The 22,697-nt window shown below is 58.2% G+C and carries 23 protein-coding genes, 1 tRNA gene and 2 pseudogenes; 4 read left to right on the top strand and 22 right to left on the bottom strand.

Annotation, left to right across the window (positions count from 1 at the left end; translation table 11 throughout):
* Window positions 1-396 precede the first annotated feature (396 nt).
* The 14 genes and pseudogenes from ACTQ0H_RS06965 to ACTQ0H_RS06900 form a co-directional block, all read right to left on the bottom strand.
* Window positions 397-1,554 (bottom strand): hypothetical protein, encoded by a 1,158-nt coding sequence (locus ACTQ0H_RS06965; RefSeq protein WP_441538440.1) that lies wholly within the window; start codon window positions 1,552-1,554, stop codon window positions 397-399.
* Between the two features lie 383 nt (window positions 1,555-1,937).
* Window positions 1,938-2,012, bottom strand: a tRNA-Val gene (locus tag ACTQ0H_RS06960).
* 138 nt (window positions 2,013-2,150) lie between these two features.
* Window positions 2,151-2,351, bottom strand: a pseudogene (locus ACTQ0H_RS06955) (DUF3825 domain-containing protein); the annotation flags it as partial.
* A 251-nt stretch (window positions 2,352-2,602) separates the two neighbouring features.
* Complete coding sequence (locus ACTQ0H_RS06950; RefSeq protein WP_441538438.1) at window positions 2,603-3,115, bottom strand: Fic family protein; 513 nt, start codon at window positions 3,113-3,115, stop codon at window positions 2,603-2,605.
* Window positions 3,115-3,300 (bottom strand): hypothetical protein, encoded by a 186-nt coding sequence (locus tag ACTQ0H_RS06945; RefSeq protein ID WP_441538437.1) that lies wholly within the window; start codon window positions 3,298-3,300, stop codon window positions 3,115-3,117. Before ACTQ0H_RS06945 ends, ACTQ0H_RS06950 begins: the two co-directional genes overlap by 1 nt.
* Window positions 3,301-3,311: 11 nt before the next feature.
* Window positions 3,312-4,001 (bottom strand): helix-turn-helix transcriptional regulator, encoded by a 690-nt coding sequence (locus ACTQ0H_RS06940; RefSeq protein ID WP_441538436.1) that lies wholly within the window; start codon window positions 3,999-4,001, stop codon window positions 3,312-3,314.
* Window positions 3,982-4,650 carry a DUF3990 domain-containing protein gene (locus tag ACTQ0H_RS06935; RefSeq protein WP_441548012.1) on the bottom strand — a complete coding sequence of 223 codons (669 nt, stop codon included), beginning with the start codon at window positions 4,648-4,650 and terminating at the stop codon, window positions 3,982-3,984. The genes ACTQ0H_RS06940 and ACTQ0H_RS06935 overlap by 20 nt, the downstream gene beginning before the upstream one ends.
* Before the next feature lie 196 nt (window positions 4,651-4,846).
* Window positions 4,847-5,146 (bottom strand): nucleotidyltransferase family protein, encoded by a 300-nt coding sequence (locus ACTQ0H_RS06930; protein ID WP_441548011.1) that lies wholly within the window; start codon window positions 5,144-5,146, stop codon window positions 4,847-4,849.
* Window positions 5,147-5,175: 29 nt separating this feature from the next.
* Window positions 5,176-5,454, bottom strand: a complete 279-nt coding sequence (locus tag ACTQ0H_RS06925) for a hypothetical protein (protein WP_441548010.1) — start codon at window positions 5,452-5,454, stop codon at window positions 5,176-5,178.
* Window positions 5,455-5,843: 389 nt separating this feature from the next.
* Window positions 5,844-6,032 carry a hypothetical protein gene (locus ACTQ0H_RS06920; RefSeq protein ID WP_441548009.1) on the bottom strand — a complete coding sequence of 63 codons (189 nt, stop codon included), beginning with the start codon at window positions 6,030-6,032 and terminating at the stop codon, window positions 5,844-5,846.
* Window positions 6,019-6,318 carry a nucleotidyltransferase family protein gene (locus tag ACTQ0H_RS06915; protein ID WP_441548008.1) on the bottom strand — a complete coding sequence of 100 codons (300 nt, stop codon included), beginning with the start codon at window positions 6,316-6,318 and terminating at the stop codon, window positions 6,019-6,021. The genes ACTQ0H_RS06920 and ACTQ0H_RS06915 overlap by 14 nt, the downstream gene beginning before the upstream one ends.
* Window positions 6,319-6,469: 151 nt before the next feature.
* A complete protein-coding gene (locus ACTQ0H_RS06910; protein WP_441538426.1) occupies window positions 6,470-7,147 on the bottom strand; it encodes an RloB family protein in 678 nt (225 codons plus the stop codon).
* Window positions 7,140-8,435: an AAA family ATPase gene (locus tag ACTQ0H_RS06905; RefSeq protein WP_441548007.1), complete on the bottom strand. Its 1,296-nt coding sequence runs from the start codon at window positions 8,433-8,435 to the stop codon at window positions 7,140-7,142. Before ACTQ0H_RS06905 ends, ACTQ0H_RS06910 begins: the two co-directional genes overlap by 8 nt.
* A gap of 387 nt (window positions 8,436-8,822) precedes the next feature.
* Window positions 8,823-9,965, bottom strand: coding sequence for a hypothetical protein (locus ACTQ0H_RS06900; protein WP_441548006.1), 1,143 nt, complete (start codon window positions 9,963-9,965; stop codon window positions 8,823-8,825).
* Window positions 9,966-10,310: 345 nt separating this feature from the next.
* Between ACTQ0H_RS06900 and ACTQ0H_RS06895 the strand changes: the two genes are divergently transcribed.
* The 4 genes and pseudogenes from ACTQ0H_RS06895 to ACTQ0H_RS06880 all read left to right on the top strand — a co-directional run bounded on the left by ACTQ0H_RS06895 (window position 10,311) and on the right by ACTQ0H_RS06880 (window position 12,793).
* Window positions 10,311-10,541 (top strand): hypothetical protein, encoded by a 231-nt coding sequence (locus ACTQ0H_RS06895; protein ID WP_441548004.1) that lies wholly within the window; start codon window positions 10,311-10,313, stop codon window positions 10,539-10,541.
* A 95-nt stretch (window positions 10,542-10,636) separates the two neighbouring features.
* Window positions 10,637-11,906, top strand: a pseudogene (locus ACTQ0H_RS06890) (IS256 family transposase).
* 118 nt (window positions 11,907-12,024) lie between these two features.
* On the top strand, window positions 12,025-12,408 hold the full coding sequence (locus ACTQ0H_RS06885) for a hypothetical protein (RefSeq protein ID WP_441548003.1): 384 nt from the start codon (window positions 12,025-12,027) through the stop codon (window positions 12,406-12,408).
* Window positions 12,308-12,793 carry an RICIN domain-containing protein gene (locus ACTQ0H_RS06880; protein ID WP_441548002.1) on the top strand — a complete coding sequence of 162 codons (486 nt, stop codon included), beginning with the start codon at window positions 12,308-12,310 and terminating at the stop codon, window positions 12,791-12,793. Before ACTQ0H_RS06885 ends, ACTQ0H_RS06880 begins: the two co-directional genes overlap by 101 nt.
* A gap of 25 nt (window positions 12,794-12,818) precedes the next feature.
* Here the strand turns inward: ACTQ0H_RS06880 and ACTQ0H_RS06875 are convergent, their stop codons facing one another.
* From ACTQ0H_RS06875 to ACTQ0H_RS06840, 8 genes are all read right to left on the bottom strand, one after another.
* Window positions 12,819-14,342, bottom strand: a complete 1,524-nt coding sequence (locus ACTQ0H_RS06875) for a lipopolysaccharide biosynthesis protein (protein WP_441548001.1) — start codon at window positions 14,340-14,342, stop codon at window positions 12,819-12,821.
* An 83-nt stretch (window positions 14,343-14,425) separates the two neighbouring features.
* Window positions 14,426-15,463 (bottom strand): glycosyltransferase family 2 protein, encoded by a 1,038-nt coding sequence (locus ACTQ0H_RS06870; RefSeq protein ID WP_441548000.1) that lies wholly within the window; start codon window positions 15,461-15,463, stop codon window positions 14,426-14,428.
* Window positions 15,460-16,806, bottom strand: coding sequence for an O-antigen polysaccharide polymerase Wzy (gene wzy, locus ACTQ0H_RS06865; protein ID WP_441547999.1), 1,347 nt, complete (start codon window positions 16,804-16,806; stop codon window positions 15,460-15,462). The genes ACTQ0H_RS06870 and wzy overlap by 4 nt, the downstream gene beginning before the upstream one ends.
* Before the next feature lie 83 nt (window positions 16,807-16,889).
* Window positions 16,890-17,993, bottom strand: a complete 1,104-nt coding sequence (locus tag ACTQ0H_RS06860; RefSeq protein ID WP_441547998.1) for a glycosyltransferase — start codon at window positions 17,991-17,993, stop codon at window positions 16,890-16,892.
* Between the two features lie 25 nt (window positions 17,994-18,018).
* Window positions 18,019-19,173: a glycosyltransferase family 4 protein gene (locus ACTQ0H_RS06855; protein WP_441547997.1), complete on the bottom strand. Its 1,155-nt coding sequence runs from the start codon at window positions 19,171-19,173 to the stop codon at window positions 18,019-18,021.
* Window positions 19,174-19,175: 2 nt separating this feature from the next.
* Window positions 19,176-20,291, bottom strand: coding sequence for a glycosyltransferase (locus ACTQ0H_RS06850; RefSeq protein WP_441547996.1), 1,116 nt, complete (start codon window positions 20,289-20,291; stop codon window positions 19,176-19,178).
* Window positions 20,291-21,475, bottom strand: coding sequence for a non-hydrolyzing UDP-N-acetylglucosamine 2-epimerase (gene wecB / locus ACTQ0H_RS06845; protein ID WP_441547995.1), 1,185 nt, complete (start codon window positions 21,473-21,475; stop codon window positions 20,291-20,293). Before wecB ends, ACTQ0H_RS06850 begins: the two co-directional genes overlap by 1 nt.
* Window positions 21,476-21,479: 4 nt before the next feature.
* Window positions 21,480-22,697: a polysaccharide biosynthesis C-terminal domain-containing protein gene (locus ACTQ0H_RS06840; RefSeq protein WP_441547994.1), complete on the bottom strand. Its 1,218-nt coding sequence runs from the start codon at window positions 22,695-22,697 to the stop codon at window positions 21,480-21,482.

Genomic DNA, 22,697 nt, shown 5'->3' with positions numbered 1-22,697 from the left:
CCCGCGCCCCGCGGGGGCGGCGGCGTGGCCGCCGCCCCCCCTCTCCGGCGCCCTCGGGACATCTCGAGTCCCGCCGACCGCCGTTTTTTCGCTTCCGCGGCGCGGGCCGCCATCCGCCCAACGGCCATCCCGCCGGCACCAGGCCCATTATCGGGACCAATCGCGCTCCCGCCCACCCGGCGATCTCAAAACCATGCCGCTTTACGGGGCCAGGCCGGGAACCCTCGGGGATGCCGTAATCGGTAAAATCAAAACCGCAGGTAGACGACTTGCGAATTTCGTGAAATGCAGGGTATGGACGGCCGGTCCGGGTCCAGCCCCGTAATCCGGCATGGTTTTGAAATGGCACTAATTCACTGGCAGGCAAACAAGGTTGTTCTAGTATCTCGTTGCCGGCTAATTCCCGATTTCCAACCAGTTGCACAAAACATTTGCTCGCAGTCGCGTTTCGGCGCGCTTCATCGCCTCGGATTTGGCTTTATATCGAATCCCCAAACGACTGCAGACGCTTTTGACTATGGTGTCTAGCTGCTTTTTGTCGTTAAGCATATCGTGGGTTACCAGGAACACGTCGAAACCCATGCTCTGGAGCGCAGTCATACGTTCCGCATCGTGGTCAAGTACCGCGCCTGATCCATGGATGACTTCACCTTGAATCTCGATAATTACTGCCTTCATTAGCATTGGGTTTACAATCACGATGTCGCCGTAGCAGACCTTTTGACCTGCGATGCTTTGGGCTGCCTCGGATAGAGGGGTTAAATCGTTGAGGTACACGTATCTGAAACCTGAACCACCTAGACGTCGAGAACGACTTAGGAGCAGGACTCCCGCGACCTCGAGTGGAGATGCAGCAATGCCGATAACCTGTTGAGCGGCATCATAAAACTGCTTTCCCCACATTTGACTTTTGACCTTATCGGCGAATCGATGCAGGTCGCTCAGTTCGATAAGCGGCTTTCTCATCCAAAGAGAAGTACCTTTGAGTTTCGTAACCTCTCTTCCATCCTCACGCTTGTTCGTTTGGCCTTCATTATCTGGGACCTTAACGGTTGCGTGGGCATAAACTCGTTTCCAAGGAACCTCGTCTTCGCCTTCTCCAAGTTCGAACAGATCCTGCGTGCTGGAATTGCGATTCTCCTCTTCTGCCATTTTTAGCTGTATTTCGGCAGCGGGAGTTGGCTCGAAAACAGAAAACCAGCCGCATAGTTCGTACATAGCCAGCACGAGATCTATTTGAGACACAAAGCGTGTCATAGTAAATAACGTGTTAAGCGGATTGGTGACACTAAAGCCTAAATGAGTGTCGATTGTTGCGCTGGCTTCCGATGCCCCTTCCCAGCGAATAGTGGAGCGCAATCCCGAGTGGTGATTACAAGAACCTGGCGAAGCTACAGCGATAATCGGGGTCTTGAGGACGTCGGTTACGAAAGGGGCTTGGGATAGAGCTCGCCAGCCGTCTTCGGAGTTGGGCAGGCGCGGGTAGAGATCGCGCACCTGCGGTGGGCAGCGCCAATAGCGAAATGCGGTGTTTGCGCAGACGATTTCGTCCATTTGCGCCTCCCCTGGTTTCGGCCGCGGGCCGTGCGGATCACGGGCATGGCCGATTATCTACTGGGCCATCATGCGGGTAAGTACCGGAAGCAAACCAATAGCTTAACGAGTTCTGCCGAAGATCCCTCGTGCAATACAATTCCGCTGGAAGGAGCTCTGGGCGTGTGGTCCCTGTCTCCACATTTACGCTCGAATCAGATGGGGAATTCAATGAAAATACGCATGCGTTTTATATAAAACATGCAATGGCATCAGCAAAAAGGGCGCGATATAAAATGACACCTTATACGACTACGATTCGATTTTGGTGTCAGTTCTGGTGTCACCCTTGGTGTCAAAAAGAAAAAGGCCAGAGGCTTAACACCTCTGACCTGTGCTTTTGATGGTGGGCGATACAAGATTCGAACTTGTGACCCCATCCGTGTGAAGGATATGCTCTACCCCTGAGCCAATCGCCCGTCGCCTTTCGGCAAAAGAGATACTAACATAGCCGCGCGTAGTTTACCAAGAACTTTTTGCCCTCGATTTTAAATTCGTGGGCGCCAGTCATGCCAAAGCAACCAAAGCAACCGACAAACCCGCAGCTAAACCACCCTTTATCGCTTGATCCACAAGGTCTCGGGGCGGCAAATGAGTCGCGCGTTGTTGTAAGCCATGTCGAGTCTGAGGCAGGTGCGCGCGGCGTAAAAGCCGTCCTCGCGCTGGATGGTCAGCGCCAGCTCGGGCTTGTCGCCGGTCAGGCACAGCGGCAGGACCAGCTGGATTCGGCCACCATAGAACTGAGGCACCGCGAGCGTGTAGCTAGCTGCGGGGCGGTCTGGTCCGCGTCGCGCTCGGTCAGGAACACCGCGCGGCTAAAAGAAAACGACAGGTAGTTTTTGAGGATGCGGTTACTGGGACCCCAGTCCTCGGGATCGGCGAGGTCAACCAGGCGGTCGTAGCAGGGCTCGGGGCAAAACGCGAAGTCACACACATTGCTGCACAGGGTGCTAGGGAGTTCCATGCGGTGTCCAACCCATTCAGTAACCAGCGTGCGGAAGGTTTGATTCTATACGGGCGAAGCGCAGTCGAGACACACAACGCAATTGCGCCTAAGCTCTTCCGCGAGATCGGCGCGAGAGCGGTTTCCGGATACGAGGTCTTGGATCCAGACGTAGTACTGGTTGTCTTTGGGCTCGGGGCTGTCGGACAGCACGACCGGGGTGCCGGCGAACCTTAGGACGGACAACGCAAAGACAAGGCTGGTGCGTTTGTTACCGTCCTCAAAGATGTGGTCCTTGACCATGTGCTCGGCCACGTAGGTGACCTGGTCAAAGATGTCTGCGAAGCGGTCGGCCGGCGATTGGCCGAATATCGTACAGAATGCACCCGCAAGCACGGACTCGACGCGTCCAAGCTCAAGCGCGGCCCGGCCGCCTGTGGCGTCGGTTGTATAGCAGCGCCTGACCGTCATCAGCGTGCTGTGTAGGCGCATTACGGCCGCGGCCATAGATTCGAGCGAACCGGCATCATTGAACGCGAGCGGCGCGAACGGATGAGCGCTCCGCTGCGTATCCGCCATCATGAGTCCTCCAAGAGCCTGAGCGCGTTGGGCATGCCCTCAATGGTCAGTCGAATAGCTTCATCGATCGACGTGACGCCGGCGAGCAAAATCGATGATGGTGAATTTGCCTCGTGTGCAGTTGAATGACCTTCTTTAGCAACGTGATTGGCGCCGTCATCTAGTTGAACGTAGTTCCAAGGCATGACTGCCTCCTCTATAGCTTTACGAACGGAATGGCCCGCGAGTCGTACTCCAGGGCGACCGGTTGCCAGACGAGGTCTTCGATCGCGCAGTTTAGGGTGTTTGCGAGCGCCAATGCCGAAGAGACCGAGGCGCGGCGCAAATCCAGCTGATTCTGTTCGTAGAGCTGTATAGCGCGAAGTTTAACCCCCGATTGGGCGGCGAGCTGTTTTTGCGTTAGGCCGGCCGCCTTTCGTGCCGCTTTGAGGCCCTTTTTGTCTGCCTGGGCTTTGTTCCATTTATCGATGACTATCTCTGCGAATGTATCTTCCGACGCCTCGTGAAGCGGGGAATACGAACCGATAATCCAATCAAGCGGGGCGACTTCAAAGAGCTCGTTAAAGTTCAAGCTGCTCGCCCATTGCGAATAAGCCAAAACCCAGCCCGCCCAATACTGAGGCGAACGATCAAGCGGATAGCTCTCCCTACATTCTGCGGGTTTCAGTCCCGCACTGGCAATTATTTCACGCGCAAGTTCGTCACCCGACATGCCGCAGACAACGCGCGCCACACCACGCTCGAATTGACTCATCTCGCGAGAATTCAATAGGATTGTCGTTAGTTCGACAGGACTCAGCCCTTGGTCACAGAGGGCAAAGTCGACCGCCTCGCCCAGCGTTCTCATGGCATCCTCGAGATACATCTCACTGTAGGCGTGGGTCATTTTCTGTCATCCCCTCTCGAACGATATCGACGATACGAATTCCCTCAAACGGGTTTTCGGTAAGCAATTCCCGATACTGCGCCCTTGCCAACTCATCTCGGTCCTTGGCCAATGGGCCATATAGAGCTTGTGGCGCACGTTCAAATCCAGCAAAACGAATGCTCTTAAACGCGCGCTCGCTTTTGAGCACAATCTGTTCTCCAAGGTTACCGAGCCTCATCGCTCGACCGAGCTGGTCAATGGTGATCGTATTGTTTACAAACGCCCTGGCATAGCTGAAGTACGAGTCATCCGCACGCCACCCTCTAATCACATCGTAAGCGTTAGCATCAGGCAAAAAATGATCGCGAAGGTATTCGCATGCCCCCACAGCGACGGCGGTGTCCTTTCGGAATGAACGATGCTCTACAAGCAATGCTATCCAATGCAGAACTGAATATTGCGGCGATAGCAAGTCGAGAATTTTGAGATCGGCCATGTCGAGTTCATATCGATTTGCAAAGCCGTCTGCGTCCCTAGAGCATGCCCATTCCCTTGCAAGGTCGAGGCTCTCTGTGCAATAGAATCCCTGTCCATAGTCGTTATGGACATTCCCCAGGCCAATCTGGGGAGTCTCAATGATCTTCTGAGAACCATGCCATAGTTCCACGCGAGTCTCCTAACAGGTATCGCCCTAGCGATAGTATAGCATGCTATCGCTAGGGCGATACCTGTATTCAAGTGCAAGAGGGTGTATGGAACTGAGTTTGAGTTCAATACTGACTTCTAAGACTCTCCGAATCCGGAAGTATGCGGCAAAATTCAGACTTGCCGACCACACTGGAGCACACCGACGCCTCTACCTGCTACAGTACTTCATAGATGCACACCTCATCTTGCTCGATGCTTTTGCGGAAGGGCGGGCGCATGTGCTCTGGTGGGTTGGTGACGATATCAACTTTTCGCCCAAGTTCCTTCTCGAGCTCATGGGAGAGTTCGTAAAGCGCGCCGAACGTCATGGTGTTGCCGCAGACTAGGCGCAAGTCAATATCGCTATCAGGCGTTTGCTCGCCTCGGGCAAACGAACCAAATAAATATGCCTCGCTGACGTCGTATTGAACCAGCACGCGGGAGGCCGCAGATGATATGTCAGCAAGTGAAACCATGTCTCAATTGGGCGTTTAACAGTAGAACGTCAGGGGGCCAGCGCCGAAACCGCCGGTCCGGCTTTTTGGCGTTCGGCGAGCTCGAAGATAAACGGGGCGTTTGATCTAACGAATTCAGTCAAGAAATTGAGGTCATCAGCAGTAAATCCTTCGACGTTGAACCATTTGACCGCAGGCAAGAAGCATTCCGCATGGTCAAAGCCAAAGTCAACCGGGCGCTCGACGGCCACGCGAACGGTTCCGTCTTCTCTTGTCTCTGAGTAGGCAAATTGAGTGCCATCATCAAGCTGAACATAGCTCCAAAACATGACTACCTCCTTAGTGGTTTTATTAAAGTATAAAGAGCAGACTAGATGTAACGCGGCATGAATTGGAGCATTCCTATAAGACCTTGCAACCGTGCTCGTTAACCCAAGGCGGCAAGCCGTTCTAACTAACCCGAATGCAGCAAGTAAAAGCAAGGCTTGACCCCAGGAGCAAAGGAATTCTCGGTCAAAAGGACCTACCCCCATTCGGGAACCCAGCCGAATCCATCCCAAGTCAACCTTGCTTTGGTCGGAACTATATCACCACGAGTTCGGGCTACGCTAGCCAGCGGGATATTTCCGATAACCACCGATGTGCAAAAAATGGCGAAGTACGAACCTCGCCAGTCTGACGCTTCCGAGACAATCGCCTCTTCGGTGATTGAATTCTCTCACACTTCAGAGGCTTTTAGAGCCGCATCGATTAGGTCGGCGGCGTTGTCGAAGCGGCCGGGATTCCCCCTGGCAAAGAACGCATCGCTCTCGTGAATTGCCTCAAGGCTTTCCGTGTTGGGCTCGGCGTGCAGAGTGAGCTGAGTGATGGTATCTGTAAGCTCCTTGTCACGTTTACTTCGCTTCATAGAGACGCACCTCATCCTGTTCGAGATTTTTGCGGAAGGCCGGGCGCATGTGCTCTGGTGGGTTGGTTACTATATCAACCTTTCGGCCAAGTTCCTTTTCGAGCTCAAGTGAAAGTACATATAGCGTGCCAAACGTCATCGTGGCGCCGCAGGCTAGACGCAAGTCAATATCGCTATCGGGCGCTTGCTCGCCTCGGGCGAACGAGCCAAACAGATATGCCTCGCGGACGTCGTAGCGAACCAGCACGCGGCAGACCGCAGTGGATATGTCAGTAAATGAGATCATGGATAATTGCCGCTCAACGGTAAACATCAGGGGACCAGCGCCGAAACCGCAGTCCAACTTTATGGCGTTCGGCAAGCTCGAAAATGTATGGGGAATTTGACCTGAGGTTCTTGGGTAATAGTGTGACTGGCCGTAGCACGGGATAATCACACTATTGGCCCGACCCAAATACATCATCTACAAGATCAGGCAAATCTGTCCATACCTGATAGGCGGCAACGTTGTCCGGATTTGCTTCTCTTGCGCGGCGTTTATCATCGGTATTGTGCTTTGCGGCATTGGCCAAAGCCTGGTCCTTTTTGCCATCAATCATTTCTAGATTTACAGACTTGAACTTAGACGCAGACGACCTGTTGGGGTCGGTGGTCTTTAATACACCAAGGTTGCGCGCCCTTTTCTCACATTGGGGAGTCGATGCAAAAGTTTCCGGGCATGGTGACACATGATCGATGAGCCACACTTCAAAGCATGGATTAGAGATTGCAAGCCTTACACCTTTGGCCTTTGCTTCTCGTTCTGCCACGGCTAGGTTTCTGAACTCATCCGAATCGACAACAATCCATGCGGAACTCAATGCTTCGATTTCACCTATTTTAACTGCCTTTTTATCATTCTCGAGCTCTCGCGACAGTTGCTTGGCCACCTTCAAGGGATCTCCGTCTATATGCCGATACCGCACGCTTCCGCGAACGTCCATCTCACTGATTAAGTGGTTGAAGTATTCGGTTTCGGTCACCTTGCCATTGGACACAATTAAGTGGCGCTTTCTTTTGGCTCTTGTTTGCTTTTTGCGGCCAAGAGCAAGCCCTCTCCTTTCTGCCTTAGCCATTTATATCAGCGCCCTCCTTCATGAGTCGGGCCACAAGTTGATGAAAACTTGGGTTGGGCAGCGGCACATAGACACCGTTTAAGTAATTGCGCCCCAGATTCTCATTTGCGCGAGGGGAATACTCCATCGCGGCAATTAATTGCGAAGTACCTTCAGAGTCCTTTTCCACAAACCAGACCTGGTCACGTTCGAGCACCTCTTCCATGGGGCTGGTTCGCGTCATCAAGGTGACATCATGGGTTGAGAAGATTAGCTGCGCGCCATTTGGATTTGTGTCGGGATCGGCGAACAGTGAGACGAAGTCGCGCAGGAGCGTAGGATGAAGACTTGAATCAAGCTCGTCAATTACTGTTGTGGCCCCGCTGCTTAAAGAGCGTAAGGCTACCGAGAAAAACGCCAGCGCAGCTTTTGTACCCTCCGATTCATGGGCGGAGTCCAGCCAAAAGCCATCTCCCGAGCCTTTGTGGTGGAAGAACAGGTCATAAGCGAACGACCATTTAAAGTCTTCTGCAATTTTATTACGTGCCTCTTCCGGAATCTCATCGAGTCCAACGAGCGAGTCTTTTAAACTCATGACGCCTTCCGCTTGACGGACATCCATGCCGTCAATTCCGATGTCAGCATATTTAATAAGCTGAGATAGCATGTGAGCTCGTGCGTCATCGTTGATAAACAGCTTTTTTATGGTGGCGAGCTCTGCTAGATAATGCGTTGCATCATAAAGATTGATGTCATTTGCAAGAGCTGCAAATGCAGGTTGAATTACATCGCTTCCAGCCGCCGCGGCGGCAGATAAGAACAAAGAATTATTGCGCGTGATATCCCAAAGTTGTTTTTTGGCGCCTGTAAAGGTGCTACCAAATTTAATTGACTGTTCCCCGTTTATCGATGAGCGGTCATAGAGAAGGGACGGCTGTTTTGATCGATACACGATGAGATTCTCATATGTAACCTCATTTTTGTTTACACCAAATGAAAACTCATACTTTAAGTTGTTGGCGATAAAATCTATCGAGAATTCTGTGTCATTTGTTCGCGATTCCGAGTCAAGTAAAAAGGGGACGATGGGTATTTGAGACTTCACATCGCCCGCCGCGTAACCGGTACGTACAAAGTAAGAGACAAAGCTAAGAGCGTTTAAGAAATTTGATTTGCCCGAAGCGTTTGCACCGTAAATCGCAGCCACTCGCACGGGACCAAGTTCCTTTTTGCTTGAAATCGGTTCGAAAGAGAACTGCTGCGTATCCCGAAAACTGAGGAAGTTCTTAAAAGAAAAGTTGAGGATCATCTTTAGAATCCTTTTCGCAAAAGTTGATTTACCACAGACATCCTTTAATAACAAGGACAATTATATAGTTTTAAAACCATTATTTGTTAGCTTTGAACAAATATCTGCTTTAAATTGAAATTTATTTAAGATGCCCTATTAACATTACAAATTGCTCCATCGCCGCTACGACAAGATCGGCACCATTGTCAAAACGTCCTATTTTGCCAGATGCCAGGAATGCGTCCCCTTCGCGAATGGCCTCAAGACTTTCGGAATTAGGTTCCTCGGGGGCAAAAGCCAGCGGGATGCGATGAGAATTGGCATTTTGCTTGAAGAAGAATCGATATCGTAGAAGCTTCCCTATTCAAGGAGAGAGAGTGTGTTGACGTAAGCCAATACCCTCACTCAGGAGCAATCCGGAAAGCGAGCGCCTTGGCAGCGAATCGCGGCGCATAGGAGCGCTATGCCGAGAAAGATTAGCGTAAGGGATGCGGCGATCCAGCAGTTATCACCGGCCTTGGGGAGCGAGGCGGTCGTCGCGGTGGCGGCCTTGGGCCTAGAGGCCTTTCCGGCCGTGGTGTTGGTCGCTGTGGTCGTGGTTACTGTCTTAGTCGCGGCTGCGGGCTTTTGTGTGGGGTTCGTCGACGGATTCGCAGCTGGCTCGCCGGTAGCGGGATCGGTGCCAGGGGCGGACGGACCATCGCCCGGCGCATCGGGACCGGCGGTCTCCCCCGCCGGCGCCGTGGTATCCACGGGCTCGATCGTCACATGCGCTGCCGCGGACCCGTCGGCACCCACCACGCCGCCCGTGCCAAAGGTCCCACCCGCAGGCGCAACAAAGCGCGCGGATGCAAGCGACCCGCCCAGGCAGGCGACGCCGCCGTCGGCGCCCGACGCATCCAGCCAGGACGCATCGACGGTAAGCTGCCCGGCCGCGCCGCCGCCGGCAGCCCTGCTCGGCAGGCACACGCCATAGGCGCGCACGCTCGCCCCGGAGCCCGCGCCCGCGGCGACAACGCGCCCACCGCCGCGAACGGCAAGACCGTCCGCGATCACGCCGGCAACCCGCGCATCCGCGATGCCGGCGCCGTCGGCCCGCGCGTCAACCTTGCAGCGGTCCACCGCGAGCGTCCCTGACACGTAGATCCCGCACTGCGAGCCCGTGGCCACCAGCGACCCGGTGCCGCGGAGCGTCAGATCGCCCCACACCTCCATGCCGCAACGCGAGATGTCCACGTCGGGCGCGCTCGTCTCGACAACAGTGTTCTGCCCGGTCAGCGTCACCACCAGGCCGCCGTCGGCGCCGATAGCCTCGCCTGTGTATCCGTTAAGTTCCAGGTGGCCGGCATCGGTCCAAGCCCACCCGGGGCCCGAAACGCCTGGCTCGCGGTACGTCGCGCCCGCGATGATCAGGCTCTCCGCGCCCGCGGCATAAGAAGGCCCGCCCAGCAAAACGCATAGGCAGGCCATGGCAATAAACAGGATGTAGTGTCGGCTGGTGTGGAACGCGGCAGCAAACATAACCGCTCCGATCTTCGCAAGAGCCATTGGAAACTGCATCAGGAAATGACCTGGTGGCAGCAGTTATTAGTGTAGCGAGATTAGACAGGGGGCACAGCAAATACCCGTAATCGATTCCCGAAATTAGGTGTAAATCGTTTTGCCAGTCGGTGAATGGAAGGGACGCCCGGCAGCAATTGACGTTCATGAAAACTCGAGTTTGTATCAACGGGCCATTGCGGGCATAAATCGTAAGACGAATCTACTTTGATAGCTGCAGCTCATGGCAATCGCTCACTCCGGCCACACGGCAAACTACCAGAAGGACGGCTACGCCTACCGCTCAACCGACCTATCCAACAATTACTTTGTGCGAAATGGCAAGGCCGATGAATGGGCAACAAAGTACACCGACCGCATTCAACAGCACTTGGAAGTCAAGGCAGAGAGTTTTCCATCGATGCTGATAACCAGTCCTTCCCGCCGAGCATCTCGGGGATTCAGAACGGGATTGTTGCATATGCGATGAATCTGCGGGAGCGAGAAACCAATTACAGCAAAGTTGAGCTTGCTGCGACTTCGAACGTCACCAAAGAATCGATCGCGTCGGAAATGTTGGTGTAAGCGCGCCGACGGCTGACCGCTAAACGCAAGCGGCCCCTGTCCCAGAATCTGGAATCGCTACATAACACAGGTTCTGGGAAAGGACAGGGACCGCTATGGAGATATTAGCAGACGCGATGCCGGAGAAGGCCGCCATCCCGAGGTCGACCGACGGGATGGTCGACATCCGGTCGCTGCTCAGGCTGCTCGCCGAGCAGGTTGTCAACGCCATCATTGACGAGGAGGCCGACCAGCTCTGCGGCGATGGGGCCAACGGCAGGAACGGCTACCGCAACCGCACGCTCGAGACGTGCGTGGGCACGCTCAACCTGAGAATCCCCGAGCTCAGGACGGGCAGTTTCTTCCCCGAGGACGTCCTCGAGCGCCACCGGCGCGTCGACCGCGCGCTCGTCGCAGCGGTGGCCGAGATGTACGCCACCGGCACCGGCACCAGGAAGGTGCAGAGGATAGCCGAGAAGATGGGCATCGAGAGACTCGGCAGGGATCGAGTGGGCGCGATCGCCGCGACCCTCGACGCCGAGATAGCCGACCTCGCGGAGGGGCCGCCCGATGCGCGCGCGATACCCTACATCTGGCTCGACGCGACCTGCGTCAAGTGCCGCCGCGGGGGCCGCGTGGCTTCGACCGCGGCGGCCACGGCGATAGGCTGCGACGAGTCCGGCTGGAGGCGGGTGCTGGGGGTATCCGTGGCGGGCACGGGGTCCTGCGAATCGCGGCTCGGTTTCCTGCGGGAGCTGCGCTACCGGCACCGAGCTCGTCGCATCCGATGCCCACGGGGGCCCGGTCAGGGCCATAGGCGAGGTCTTCCAGGGGGCGGCCTGGCAGCGATGCGCCGTGCACCTGGTGCGCGACTGCATGCGCGAGGCCGGCTCCCGACAGCTGAGGCGCCGCGCGGGGCACCTCGTCTCCTCGGTCTTCCGCGCCGGGGACGCCGCCATCGCCGCGGCCATGCACCACGCGGCGTGCGAGATGCTGGAGGGGTGCTGCCCGAGGGCGGCAAGGGTGCTCGAGGAGGCGGAGCCCGACGCGCTCTCGTACCTGGACTTCCCGCCGTCGCACTGGAAGCGCCTGCGCACCAACAACGTGCAGGAGCGCACCAACAGGGAAATCAAGCGCCGCTCGCGCGTGGTGCAGGTCTTCCCGTCGGAGAGTTCGCTGCTCAGGCTCGTGGGCGCCGTCATGTGCGACCAGGCCGAGACATAGTCCGGCTCGCGCTACTTCTCGGAGAGGAAGATGGCCGAGATGCATGACGCCGCGTTCAGAATGGGTGCCGCGGGCGAGCACGACCGGGCGGAGCTGGAGAAGGCGGCCAGGAAGATAATCGAATCCAGCCTGGAACTTGCCGGCAGCGTGGAGGCGGCCTAGGATATCAACTGATTCCGGATATCGGACACAGGGGCCGCAGGGGCCCTTACACCAACTTTCTCGACACTACCGCGACCTGGACCAGCGTCACCTCTACTTCGGCCTAACCGACGAGCTGATGAGCATCGCCCACAGCGACCACACGGCGAACTACCAGAAAGAAGGCTACGCCTACCGCTCAACAGACTTAAGCAACAACTATTTCGTTCGCAACGGCAAGGCCAACGAATGGGCAGGAGCATACGCCGACCGCATCCAGCAGCACCTCAACGCCAAGGAGACCGAGTTCTCCATCGACGCTGATAACGGCACCATCCCGCCCAGCATCTCGGGGATACAGAACGCGATCGTTGCGTACGCGATGAACCATTGGGGGGTGGAGCGCGGCCGACGGCAACGTGATGCTCACGGCGACGTCGAACGTCACGACGGTCTCGAGCTACCAGTGGTCGGCGAAGTTCGACTTCGAGGTGGAGTATCCCGAGACACCCGCCATACCTGATCGCGTAATCGATGACGGCGAGTACCGCATGGCCTCGTGCGCCGACACGTCGGTTGCGCTCGGCTGCAGCGGCGGGTCGGCGGTGCTCACGTCCTCGGCGGCCACGGTGTCCATCGCCCGCGACGAGACAACCGGCATGTGCAGGGTGTCCGCGCTCGGCAGGGTCCTGAGGGCCGAGGGCTGGTCGGCGCGCTTCGCCGTCGCCGACGGCTCGCGGGCCGAGCTGTGGGAGCACAGGCGCGAGGCCGGCGCCTACGTGCTCGTGAGCGCCGATACCGGGCTCGCGCTCGACGTGCCGGGCGGCAGCGCCCAGGACGGGAAGGGAATCCAGACATGGACGCCAAACGGCACGCCCGCCCAGTCGTGGGAGCTCGAGGCAATCTAATCGTATATTGCCATCAAGAGAAAACTTAAGGTTGTGGCCTTCTGCCCAAGAAGCTATCAATGAGCGATTTCTCATATTCGTTCATGGCGAACAGCCTAAGAACAAACAGGTAGCCCACGCCAAAGACCGCCCCGGCAAGAACGAACGTCAGCCAAGACCCATGCGCGATGGGAAGAAGCCAATATGCCGCGCCGAATAGGGCAAAATACATGAGCTCGGGCACCATAACACCCATCATCGATTTCCAGAACCTTTTGACATCGAGCCCTATCTTCACCTTGTAATACCAGTTCATAATCAAGCCGTTCCCAACGAACATCGCGATAGCCGTCGAAACCGCAGCGCCGATGAGGCCGTAAACCTGCAAGAGTGCAATGGTCAGGACCAAGTTGAGGAGCGCGATGCTCAGATACACGATCCCCCTGAACTGGTAGCGGTTCATCACCTGCATGATGGTGAGGCCGAGGTTCTGGATGAGGTCGATGGTGAACGGGACCATAATCACAAGGGCTACGACGTAGGCCTCGAAAAAACCCTCACCAGCCCAAAGCGTCATGAAGTCAGCGCCGAGAACCGCGAACCCGCCCAATATGGCCAGGCACAGCATGAGGGAGATGCGACCGACTTTGATGAAAAGCGCCGAGATTGCCCCCATGTCGTGGTCATGATGGTACAGTTCGGAAACATGTGGGAAGAACACCGAGGAGACGGCCGTCCCCACGGTCATGTAGGCAGTGTAGACCTGCGAGCCGACGGCATAGACGGCGACGGGCGCCGCGCCGAAGAAGTAGCCGATTATCAGCTGGTCGGTCTTCCAGAAAATCTGGTCCGCGAGCGTCACCAGAACGATTACCGCGCTGAAGCCGAGCAGCCCGCGCGCAAGGCCTCTGTTCCACCCGTGGTATGTGTAGCTCGCCTTCAAAACATTGGCGGCATAGAAGCGCTGCGCCAGCGCGCAGAGCGCGTTCATCGCGAGCACAACGCAGGTGACGGCGAGTGCCGAGGGGCATATCCTCGTGAGAAGAAGAACCAGAACCGGCTGAAGGACCAGCGTGACGGTCTGCGACCCTTTGAGGAAGAGGAACCGCTCATTCGCAGTGATGATAGAAACGTTGATCGCGTTGTTCATCGTCACAACGCAGTTAACGCCAAGGACCATCAGCATGAGCGAACATTCGTCAATCTGGGCAGACGTGAAAGAGGTCGCGTAGACAGCTCTAAACGCCACGACGATGCCCAACATGATTACCATGGTGGCAACGGACAAGGCCCAGTACATTCGCTTTGCGATGGCAAGGGTGTTCTCCATGTTGGCCCGGTCGTCATTGGCCTTGTACATGCAATAAAACCTGCCAACGCCGGCTGCGAGAATGCCGTTGATGGAGACGATATACGACACGATAGACCCGATGAGCTGGTACAGCCCGTATTCCTCCTGCCCGATCGAAGACAAGAGCAAGGGAACGTAGATGAGCTGCACGAGTATGTTGCATATCGTGTAGACGTAGGTGACAACGACACCGCTACGCCTGTTTGATGAGTCGCTCATTAAGTGCCTATCCAATCTCGTTGAATCAAAAGAAATCCGGTCGGGGGAAGCAAACAGGCCGAGCAATCGGGTGGTATCCGGAGTTACCTCCCCTTCAGCCGAAAGCTATCGGGCAGATGCTTCAGAACGGAACCGGCCTTCCAAGGCAGCATGCTTAAATCAAGAAGGCGAAACCTTTTCTCTTCCATGAGGGTGAGCCTCAAGCCGTCAACTGCCGAAAGATCGCTGTCGCCACGCAGCCCCATGGCAACTTCGAGCGCATGCTCTCGGCGAATCGCCTCATAAGCCGCCCATCGTTCGGCTCGACTAAGGGTTTCGTTGTATCGCAGTCCCAGCAAAGCCCCCGATGCGGTTGAGAGGAAATGGGCGGCCCAATCGCCAGCAGGGATTCCACGCTCGTCCATGAATGCCAGAACCTCGTCCTCGACGTAGCAAGCCTGATAAAAATAGGCGGGATCGTACCCCCCGTTCGTGGTCGAGGCGGGGTTGTACCTGTAGAAGTACAGGGGCTCGTCAACCAGCCAAAATGAGCCAGCGTTGCGCATAATCTCAAGGCTCTGGAGTCTGTCCTCCGCCATGAGCAGGCGAGGTCTCGGTTTTTCACTTTTGCTGTAAAGCGTTCTCTTAAACGCTTTACACCAAAGGCTATTCAAAGAATAGCCTTTGGTGTATACGCGCCACACGGCGCCCTCTTCGACGGGGCCGCCGCCTCCCAAGCCCGACAGGTCGAGAAACCTTACCGGCCTCCGCTCATCGCATGTGGCGTTATAGAACACGACGTCCGCTCCATGGTCGATGAAGACACTCTTCAATTTCTCCAGCATAGAGCGGTCGAGAAGCTTGTCGTCAGAGTCGACGCAAACAACCACCTCGCCCCTCGCCAAATCGAAGGCCTTTTGGCGAGCGGCATAGGGCCCGCTGTTCGGGATGCGCTCGACGCGCACAGCGGAGAGGCACCCGGCTGTACCCTCATCCAAGGTCAGGGGTTCGGTAGACCCGTCATCGACGACAACGACCTCGTAGTCGCCGCAGCTCTGCGAGGCAATCGACCGGAGGCAGTCGTCGAAATAGCGGTCAGCATTGAACGCCGCGATGCATATCGAGAAGAAGGGCTTCGTCATCGAGCATGCCCTCCTATTCTCGGTGAATCCGCCCCGGCCTTCCGATCGTCGAATCGACGCAGCAGGCCGCTTGCCGCCCACGCGAACACGCAAAGGTACACGAACTTCATGGCCGCATCGGTGAAATAACCTCGCACGAAAAGAAGGAGGAATATGGCGAGGACCGCAGCCAGCCACATGCCGAGACCAGCCCCTTCGCGGCCGACGAGGTTCAGCCGGTTCTGGCACCATGCCAGGACGCACCCGACGAGAAACGGGCCGACGAGCCCGAACCAACCGAAGTTGTAGTAGAACTCTCCGAGCATCGATCCACCCAGGAAAGTGGTCCCAGGGATGACCGTCGTGAAGAGCGTCGAGGCTTTAAGCCCGGCAAACCTGTTCACGAGCATCGGTATGACGGACAGAATTCCCGCCACGTACGTGCTCCCCATGCCGAAGGGCAGGATGGACGGAACGCTCGCCATGCTCACAACAAGGGTCGAGAAGGCCGACCCGAACTCGCCTAGGCTGTCCCAGAAAACGTCGAAGAACGAGGCGTTGGCCAAATAATTCGCCAGAGCGTCAAAGGAGAAGCCGTCGTTTCTCAGCTCCCCGAACGCGTCAATCGCAAAAAGGAGGAAAACGGTGGAGACGCCGAATACAACGACGCGCGACGGCGAGAGCTTTCGCAGGTAGCCGAAATACACAAGGCACCACACGGCAAGGAAGCAGACCGGGTCCTGCCTGCCCCCCGTCGACATAAGAACGACCTTGACTGCGACGACGGCCCAGAACAGGAAGGCGCCCCTGCGCTCCTTCCCGACCAAGAGCAGGAACATGAGCAGCCCGGCCTCGAAAAAGAAGGACGCGGCCTGGATGGGTGCCGGGATAACGAGCGAGTACACGCCGCGATATCCCTCGGCCGCCGCCCCTGACAGTTTCGCCAGGTTCACGTACAGCCAGAAGGGAAGCCCTACCACAACGAGCACCCAGGCGAGCTTCTCACTGACTTCCCAAGGCCCTTTAACGCCCCGGCTCGCCCCTTTCGGCGGTCTGGCCTGAAAGAGTACGGCTCCCATTGTCAAGAGCGACTGCGAGTACAGGTAAAACGAGAAGGCCTCCGCCACGGTCGCGGCAGACCCGTACATCCTGAAGTCGAGGTTCAGGACGTCGTTGTAGCCGGCAGCGACGCATGCGATCTGCCCGCAATGGAAAATCCAGTTCGCGGCCAGGAATAGGACGGCGAAGAGCTGACGGCAAGGCGAGAAGGCCAGGATGGCCACCAGGAAAGCGAGCTGGAGGACCGACGCGGCGCACATGGCGCCATAGCCGTCGAACGTGCCCACGACCGCGATGACGACCATCTGTAACGCAATCGCGATTGTCGATAGAACCTTGTATGATGTTAAGTCGTTAATCGTTGAGCTAGTCATTGTTTCCATTGCCGTCACCGAACTTGGCACCCGCCGTAGGCCGCGAGGAGCCTTCTCGCCACGGTGTCGCTGTCATATCCGATGGCAACGAGGCGCCGCGCAATCTCCGCCTCCGTCGGCACCTTGTAGCCGGCCCCGGTTTCCCTGATCGCGTCCGCCCACCTCCCCGGGTCGTCGCAGGGTATCTGACGGAACAAACCGAGTCCCAGGTCGTTCGTGCCGGGAATCGAGTCAGAGGCGAGGCACATGGTGCCTGAAAGCTGGGCCTCAAGGGCCGACAGCGACATTCCCTCGACAATCGAGGGCATCACGAGGAAATCGAAGTACCTCAGAAGCGACCTTGAGTCGCTGCGCTGACCGAGCACACGCACGTGCGGGTCCCCTTCGGCCAGCGCCTCAATCTCAGCCCGCCGAGGCCCGTCCCCGGCGATAAGCAGACAGTGTTCGACGCCATCTTCGCATAGCCTTCTTGACAGAGCAAGGGCGAACTCAGGCCGCTTGTTTGCATCAAGCGCGCCGAGGAAGCCCACGCGCAGCCCGCGCTCGGAGTCGAACGAGAACTCCGAATCGTACTGCTCCCTAGTCGCAACAACTTCGGCCGGCTCCATCGGAAACTCGACAATGTTCGGCAGGAACTCGAAGCCCTTGCCGAAATAAGCCATACCCGCCGGCTCGGAGCAGGCGAACATGGCAGTCGCGTAACGTCGGTTCAGCGCCGGCGCCATGCCCATCGCTATTTTGAAGGGAAGCGACATCGAGCGCGGAAGCTCGCTGTGGCTATGCATGACTCGCCTTTCGACGCCGCAGGCCTTGGCAACCCTGCAGACCACCCAATTCAAATGGCCGAGATGCACGTGGACGGCGTCGCATCCGCTTTCGCGAATGGCCCGCTCGGCATCTTTGCAATACTCGAGCGGACTGCTTGAAAAAGGCGTCAGGCGATACGCCGTCGCGCCAAGGACGTCGAGCTCCCGGGCCTTCTCGTCGGAAGGCGGGACGCAGCAGGCGAAGTCGACGTGGAAGTCCCCGCATAGCCTGAAGCAGGCCTTTACCTGTGTCAGGACAACCGCGGCAACGCCCCCGCTCTCCAACGTCGAAACGAAAACAAGAAGTTTCAAAACAATCTCCCCAGGCGAATGCCCATCAAATCGAAGCGCTCAGCGGCCCACGGGCGAAAGCCCCTTCCTCCAAGGCGACGTCAAACCCTTTCACGACAACGTCCTCCGACAGCCTCTTGAAGCGGAGCGCCGCTTCCCGCGCGCACCAGGGGCCGTTGGTGGTCTCCTCCGCCGCGGCCCCGACACGCCGGGCGAGCTCTCCGTCGTTCAGCACGCCGACGACCCTGCAGGCCAGTCCCTCGACATCCGAGCCAGTAAAGACGAACCCGTTTTCCCCGTCCTTAATAAGGTACGGCACAGAGCCCATCTCCTCGCTCGCGACGACGCAGCAGCCCACTGACATGGCCTCGTTGACGGTCGCGCCCCAGCCTTCGTTACGGTCGCTAGTCGCCAGAAAGACGCCGCTTTCCCGCATGAGCGCGAGCGTGTCGCCGTGCGAAAGCTCCCCGAGGAACTCCACGTTGTCCGCGACGCCCAGCTCGCAAGCCAGCGCTTCCAACCTGTCCCTCTCGGGGCCGTCCCCGGCTATGCTCAACTTGACGTTGACCCCGGCCGACAAGACACGTTGAAGCGCGTGGATCTGCAGATCCACGCGCTTCAACGGTATAAGGCGCTGTGCGCTGCACAGCGCCTTATACCGTGGAAGCGGTGTTTTCGAGTCCGGTACGTCGTCCGTCGCCTGCACCTGCGGAAAATAGCCCCACTTGAGGCACTTGGAGACGGGAAAGCCGAAAAGCCCGAGGTCCCTCGCCGTGTAGGCGCTGGCACAGAGCACGCGCATCTCGTCTTTTTTATAGCGACCGAAACGGTTCCACGTCCTGTAGACCTTGGGCGGCACGAACCTCCACCAGTCACCGCGCTTAAGCAGTCTCTCCGCGTACCGGAAAAAGGGCTTACCTATCTTCGCGCGCGCGCGAACGTACTGCTCCTTGCCGGCCATGTCACCGAAGACCACGATGTCGTCCTCGACGGCATGGCGCATGGCGAGGGCGGCGTGCGCCTCGTCCTGATATTCCTTCACGACGAAGGCGTAGTCGTCGTCAAGGCTCACCCTGCCGACCATGCCGCCGGTTGCGAGCAGGGATACAAACGTGTAGTCGACGTCGTCCATGGCGTCAAACTCCTTCGCCAGCGGAAGCTGGTGCGCGTTGAGGAAGTTGGAGAAGAACGTGATGCGCATCCCTATGCACTCCTTGCAAGTTCGACCATCCGGGCAAGCGCGCCTTCGTACCCCTCGACAACGCGCGAGTCGCTCCGCCGCACGGTCTCTGCACACCCGCCCGTGTCGTAGGTCACCACGGGCGTCCCACAGGACTCGGCCTCCAGGTTCACCGTGGGGAAGTTGTCCTCGACGGTGGGATTGAAGAAGACGTCTGCAGTCGAGTAGATAACTGCGAGTTCCCGCGCGGAGTCGGTACGCTGAAGACCAATGACGCTGGGGGGGAACTGTTTAATCTGCCCTTCGCTCAGTCCCATAAGCACGATGACGTACTTGTCGTTATCCAGCTCCCCCGCCAGCCGCACGAAGTCAGCGAGGCCCTTGCGCTCGGTCCACGGACTCGCGACGCCTAGGATCATAAACCTGTCTCCTATTCCGTAGCGCTCACGGAAGTCGCCCGGAGTGGGCTTGAAAATTCTCTTGTCGATGGTGTTGTGGCGAACCTCAACGGGATAATCCTTGAGGAAGCTTTCCCCCACCAGATCAGCGAGCCATTGCGAGGGCGTGATGAGCTTCAATCGGTCGGCGGACACTAGGTTGAACAAATGTTTCTTCTGCTCGAAGTTCCACGAGCAAGAGCCTTTTGAATACGTCTTGGGATAGGTATCGAGTTGTGGGCATGGTTTTGCGTACGCGCAATGGGACTGCCATTGCGCGCACTTCGCATATGTGAAGTGCGCGCAATGGCCCGTGAACGCCCAGCAGTCGTGCAGGGTCCACTCCACCCTGCAATCATGGCTCGCAAGCCACCCGAACAACATCTCTATGTTCACGTAGTACCCGTGCAGGTTGTGTAGGTGCACCACGTCGGGAGCAATCTCGTCCAACCTGACGAGCAAACGCTTCGTGGCAGCCATCGAGTGGAACGCCGCCTTGCCATCCAGGCGCGTCAGAAGCACGTCGAGCCTCACCTCCAGGTCGGAGGCGAAGCGCATCTCGTTGGCATTCTCAGCGTCGCGGCCGCGACCCCAGAAAGCATAAGAATCCTCACCCGCGGCCAGAAGCTCCTTGTGCTCCTTCATCATAATGCCGCCGGTCGAGCCGTTCGGCACGGTGTTTATGTGGGCATAGACCGTCACTACAGGCTCTTCCTCCACACCATCTTGTCCACGACGCCGGTGTAGCTCTGAATGATCTTGACCACCTTGGTGGACACGGTCTCGTCGGCGTAGTCGGGGACGGGCGCCTCGGGCAGCGACCCCTCCGCGTCGAGCTCGACGGCGGTGTGGACCGCCTGGAGCAGGCCGCGCTCGCTGATGCCGGCCAGCGTGAAGCAGGCCTTGTCCAGCGCCTCCGGGCGCTCGGTGGAGGTGCGGATGCACACCGCCGGGAACGGGCGCCCGACGCTCGCGAAGAAGCTGGACTCCTCGGGCAGGGTGCCGGAGTCGGAGACAACCGCGAAGGCGTTCATCTGCAGGCAGTTGTAGTCGTGGAAGCCCATGGGCTCGTGCATGCGAACGCGCGGGTCGAGCTTGAAGCCGGTGGCCTCCAGGCGCTTGCGGGAGCGCGGGTGGCAGGAGTACAGGATCGGCATGTCGTATTTCTCCGCCAGCGCGTTGATCGCGGTGAACAGGCTCGTGAAGTTGGCCTCGGTGTCGATGTTCTCCTCGCGGTGCGCCGAGAGCAGCATGTAGCGCCTGGGCTCAAGGCCGAGCTTAGAGAGGATGTCCGAGGCCTCGATCTTCTCCAGGTTGGCGCGAAGGACCTCGGCCATGGGAGATCCCGTGACGTAGGTGCGCTCCGGGGCGCAGCCGGTATCCTTGAGGTAGCGGCGTGCGTGCTCGGAGTAGGCCAGGTTGACGTCGGAGATCACGTCGACGATGCGGCGGTTGGTCTCCTCGGGCAGGCACTCGTCCTTGCAGCGGTTGCCCGCCTCCATGTGGAAGATGGGGATGTGCAGGCGCTTGGCCGCGATGGCGGACAGGCAGCTGTTGGTGTCGCCCAGGATCAGCAGCGCTTCGGGCTGAACCTGGACCATGAGCCTGTAGCTCGCGGCGATGATGTTGCCCACCGTCTCGCCGAGGTCGGCGCCCACGGCGTCCAGGTAGACGTCGGGGTCGGCGAGCTCCAGGTCGCGAAAGAAGATGCCGTTCAAGGTGTAGTCGTAGTTCTGCCCGGTGTGCGCCAGCAGGCAGTCGAAATGGCGGCGGCACTTCTTGATGACCTCGGACAGGCGGATGACCTCGGGGCGGGTGCCCACGATGATCAACAGCTTCAGGCGGCCGTCGTCCTTGAATGCGATATCGGAATAGTCCTTGCCCATGCGGCTAGACCTCCTCGTAGTAGGTGTCGGGGTTCTCGGGGTCGAAGGGCTCGTTGGCCCACATGACCGTCACGAGGTCCTTCGTGTCGGACAGGTTGGTGATGGAGTGCGTGTAGCCGGGGATCATCTCAACCACGCGCATGTCGGGGCCGCTCACCACGTACTCGTCAACGGGGAACGGGTTGCCCTCGGCGTCCTCCCCCACCTTCCTCAGCTTGATGGAGGCGGTGCCGGAGACCACCAGGAACCTCTCCCACTTGCTCATGTGCCAGTGGTTGCCCTTAGTGATCCCGGGCCTCGAGACGTTGATGGAGACCTGCCCGCGCTCAGGCGTGCGCAGGAACTCCGTGAACGAGCCGCGGTCGTCAGTGTTGGGCCTGAGGCCGTAGGCGAAGTTGCCCGGCTCGTAGTAGGACAGGAACGTGCTCCAGAGCTTCTTGGAGAAGGAGCCCTCGGAAAGGTCGGGCACCGAGAGCGTCTCGCGGCTGTCGCGGAAAGTATCCAGCAGGTAGACGATCTCGCCCAGGGACTTCACGTCGGTTTCCGGGACGTAGCAGAACCCGTCACCGTCGACGCGCTCGAGGCCCTCGTAGCCGCAGCGGTGCTCCTCGCCCACCAGGGCGCCCAGCATCTCGTCGACCAGGTCGTCGATGTAGAGGAGCTCCAGCTCCACGCTGGGGTCGTTCACGGTGTAGGGGCGGCCGTTGGCGATGGCGTCGCAGAAGGTCGCCACGGCGGAGTTGTAGCGCGGGCGGCACCACTTGCCGTAGAGGTTGGGGAAGCGGTAGATGAGCACCGGGGCGCCGGTCCTCTCGGAGTACTCGCGGAAGAGGCCCTCGCCCGCGAGCTTCGACTCGCCGTATACGGAGCCCTCGAAGCGGCCGGACAGGCTCGCCTGCGCGGAGCTGGAGAGCATGACGGGGCACGTGTTCCCGTGGCGCTCGAGCGTCTCGAGCAGCGTGGAGGCGAACCCGAAGTTGCCCTCCATGAACTCCGCCTGGTCCTTGGGGCGGTTGACGCCCGCCAGGTTGAAGACGAAGTCGGCGAGGGAACAGTACGCATCTAGTTCCCCAGGAGTCGAATCGATGTCGTACTCCATGACCTCAAGGGGAAAGAGTGACTGGTACTTCGCGCGGCGGTCCTTGCCGTCGCGGATGTTCTTCAGCGCGCAGCAGAGGTTCCTCCCGACGAAGCCCCTGGCGCCGGTGACGAGGACGCGCAC

It is taken from the genome of Collinsella sp. LCP21S3_A3 (assembly GCF_052118905.1).
Taxonomy (GTDB): Bacteria; Actinomycetota; Coriobacteriia; order Coriobacteriales; family Coriobacteriaceae; genus Collinsella.
The sequence above is the reverse complement of the archived record's forward strand: the minus strand, read 5'-3'. Positions and strand labels throughout refer to the sequence as shown.